Origin of the sequence: Pseudomonas sp. TJI-51 (assembly GCF_000190455.2) — a bacterium.
Classification (GTDB): Bacteria; Pseudomonadota; Gammaproteobacteria; order Pseudomonadales; family Pseudomonadaceae; genus Aquipseudomonas; species Aquipseudomonas juntendi.
The window spans coordinates 1-3,652 of sequence record NZ_AEWE02000197.1; the positions used below are offsets into that span (position 1 = coordinate 1).

3 protein-coding genes are annotated in these 3,652 nt (G+C 65.4%); all 3 read right to left on the reverse strand.

The features are described 5' to 3' along the window. Window positions 1–471 (reverse strand): FAD-dependent oxidoreductase (locus G1E_RS26870; protein ID WP_047150290.1); only part of this gene is annotated, 471 nt, incomplete at its 3' end. Between the two features lie 216 nt (window positions 472–687). Further along, window positions 688–2,025, reverse strand: coding sequence for an ATP-dependent RNA helicase DbpA (gene dbpA / locus G1E_RS26875; protein ID WP_232961718.1), 1,338 nt, complete (start codon window positions 2,023–2,025; stop codon window positions 688–690). A gap of 112 nt (window positions 2,026–2,137) precedes the next feature. Next, window positions 2,138–3,565, reverse strand: coding sequence for a multidrug transporter subunit MdtD (gene mdtD / locus G1E_RS26880; RefSeq protein ID WP_009681363.1), 1,428 nt, complete (start codon window positions 3,563–3,565; stop codon window positions 2,138–2,140). Window positions 3,566–3,652 lie beyond the last annotated feature (87 nt).

The following is a 3,652-nucleotide window of genomic DNA, read 5'->3' on the forward strand; positions in this document are numbered from 1 at the left end:
GATCACCAGGGACTGGCAGGCGAACTGCCCGCCGCTGGTCTGCAGCAGGTAGCCGCTTTCGGTTCTTTCGATCTGTTCGATGCTGGTGTGCATGCGGATTTCGGCACCGGCCTCGTCGCATTCGGCCAGCAGCATGTCGAGGATGTCGCTGGCCTTGTTGTCGCAGAACAACTGGCCGAGCTTCTTCTCGTGGTACGCCACGCCGTGCTTGCACACCAGCTCGATGAAGTCCCATTGCGTGTAGCGGGCCAGCGCGGATTTGCAGAAATGGGCGTTGTGCGAGAGGAAGTTGGCCGGTTCGGTGTACATATTGGTGAAGTTGCAGCGCCCGCCGCCAGACATGAGGATCTTCTTGCCTGGCTTGTTGGCGTGGTCGAGCAACAGTACCCGGCGGCCGCGGCGGGCGCTGAGCTGGGCGCACATCAGGCCGGCGGCGCCGGCGCCGAGGATGATCACGTCGGTGGAGTGCACGGTGTTACCTCATAGATAGCCGGGGCCGCTGTGCGGCCCATCGCAGGCAAGCCAGCTCCCACAGGTACTGCACAAGCCTGAAGGCCTGTGGTGACCCTGTGGGAGCTGGCATGCCTGCGATGGGCTGCAAAGCAGCCCCAAAAAATGTCAGACGATGCGGTGATCCTGTGGGAGCTGGCTTGCCTGCGATGGGCTGCAAGGCAGCCCCAAAAAATGTCAGACGATACGGACTTTCAGGGACCGGCCCTTGATCTTGCCGCTGTTCAAGCGCTGCATGGCCTGCTTGGCGAGCGCCCGCTCCACCGCCACAAACGCCTGGAAGTCAAAGATCGCGATCTTGCCCACCTGCTTGCCCGGTATTCCGGCATCACCGGTCAACGCCCCGAGAATGTCGCCCGGGCGCAGCTTGTCCTTGCGCCCGGCGGCGATGCACAGGGTGCTCATCACCGGCAGCAGCGGCTCGCCGCCCTTGCTCTTCAGGCTGTCGAGCTGGTCCCAGCGCAGCGGGCTCTTCTGCAGTTGCTCGATGGCCTGGGCGCGGTGGCCTTCTGCCGGGGCAACCAGGCTCACCGCCAGGCCCTTCTCACCAGCGCGGCCAGTACGGCCCACGCGGTGCACGTGGATTTCCGCATCGCGTGCCAGCTCGACGTTGATGACCATGTCCAGGCCATCGATGTCCAGGCCGCGCGCGGCCACGTCGGTGGCCACCAGCACCGAGCTGCTGCGGTTGGCGAACATGGTCAGGACCTGGTCGCGGTCGCGCTGCTCCAGGTCGCCGTGCAGCGCCTGGGCGACGATACCCTTGGCGGTCAGGTGAGCAACCACGTCTTCGCACTGCTGCTTGGTGAAGCAGAACGCCACGCACGACTGCGGGCGATAGTGGCCCAGCACGCGGGTCACCGCTTCCAGGCGCTGCTCTGGGTCGATCTCTATGAAGCGCTGCTCGATCTGGTTGTCGGTGTGCAGGCTCTCGACTTTCACTTGCTGCGGGTTACGCATGAAGTCGGCGGCCAGTTGCTTGATGCCGGCCGGGTAGGTGGCCGAGAACAGCAGGGTCTGGCGGCGCGATGGGGTTTTGCCGATGATGCTGGCAATGGCATCGAAAAAGCCCATGTCGAGCATGCGGTCGGCTTCGTCGAGCACCAGGGTGTTCAGGCCATCGAGTACCAGTGTGCCTTTGTCCAGGTGCTGCTGGATGCGCCCAGGCGTACCGACGATGATGTGCGCACCGTGCTCCAGCGAGGCGATCTGCGGGCCCAGCGAGACACCACCGCACAGGGTCAGGATCTTGATGTTGTCCTCGGCGCGGGCCAGGCGGCGCAGTTCCTTGGCGACCTGGTCGGCCAGTTCGCGGGTCGGGCACAGCACCAGGGCCTGGCAGCCGAAGTAACGCGGGTTGATCGGGTTCAGCAGGCCGATGCCGAAGGCGGCGGTCTTGCCGCTGCCGGTCTTGGCCTGGGCAATCAGGTCCTGGCCCTTGAGGATGACCGGCAGGCTCTGGGCCTGGATCGGTGTCATCGCGGCATAGCCGAGGGCGTCCAGGTTGGCCAGCATGGCAGTGGACAGCGGCAAGGTGGCAAAGGCGGTGGATTCGGTGGTCACGAGGCGGGCCTGCGGTGCGAAGCTAAAAATGCCGCATAGTCTACCAGCCTCGTGGCCATTCGCCCTAAGACTCCATGTGGTGTTCCGGACGACGGGCACGCCTTCCGTCCGTCGGTGCCAGCTGCAGGAAGATCGCCGCCGCCAGCATGGCCATCACGCCGATGGTGACAAAGGTCAGCTGGAAGGCGCCCAATGTGGTGTCCACACCTTCGGCACTGCCGGCGGCGGTGAAGCCGCCAAGCAGGGCGCCGGCGCAGGCCACGCCCAGGCTCAGCGCCAGCTGCGCGACCACCGATAGCAGGCTGTTGCCGCTGCTGGCGCTGGCATCGTCGAGGTCGATCAGGGTTACCGTGTTCATTGCCGTGAACTGCATCGAGTTGACCGCGCCCAGCAGCCCCAGCTGGATCAGCAGCACGGCATAGGACGTCTGCTCGTCAACCAGCCCAAGGCTGGCCAGCAGCAGGCCCAGCAGCAAGGTATTGCTGGTCAGGATGATGCGGTAGCCGAAGCGTTCGATCAGCGGCCTGGCAAGGGATTTGGCCACCATTGCCGCCGCCGCCAGCGGGATCATGCTCATGCCGGCCTGGGCCGGCGAATAGCCCAGTGCGACTTGCAGCAGCAATGGCACCAGGAATGGCAGGGCGCCGCTGCCCAGGCGCGCGAACAGGTTGCCCAGGATACCAATGGCGAAGGTGCGCACGCGGAACAGGCTGGGCGAGAACAGCGGCTCGGGGTCGCGCCCGGCGCGCAGCCAGTAGGCGGCCAGGCACGCCATGCCGGCAAACAGCAGCAGCATCACCCGCAGGTGCGGCAGGTGCAGCTCGCCGAGCCCCTCCATGGCAATGGTGATCAGCACCATCGCGGCGCCGAACAGCAGGAAGCCAGGGGTATCGAAGCGGGTGCGTTCAGCGCCGCGCAGGTCGGGGATGAACTTCCAGACGGCGTAGCAGCCCAGCAGGCCGACAGGCAGGTTGAGCAGGAAAATCCAGTGCCAGCTGAGGATCTCCACCAGCCATCCGCCCACCGTCGGACCCAGCAGTGGCCCGAGCAGGCCGGGGATGGTAATGAAGCTCATGATGCGTACCAGCTCGCTGCGCGGGTAGGCGCGCAACACCACCAGCCGCCCGACCGGCAGCATCAGGGCGCCGCCCAGGCCCTGCACCACACGGGCGAAAATCAGGAAGCCGAGGCTGTTGGCGGCGGCGCATAGCAGCGAACCAAAGCTGAACAGCAGGATGGCGCTGAAGAAGATGCGCTTGGTGCCGAAGCGGTCGGCGATCCAGCCCGAGGCGGGTATCAGCAGGGCCACCGTGAGCATGTAGGCAATGATTACGCCCTGCATCCGCAGCGGGTCTTCGGCCAGCGAGCGGGCCATGGCCGGCAGCGCGGTGTTGAGGATGGTGCCGTCCAGGGACTGCATGAAGAAGGCGATGGCGACCACCCAGGGGATCCAGCGGGCGGTGGCGGGGTCTAGCGGGGTGCGTTTGGGCATGACTTCCTCGTTTGTCAGTGCCGGCCTCTTCGCGGCTAAAGCCGCTTCTACAACGAACGCGTAACCCTTGTAGAAGCGGCTTTAGCC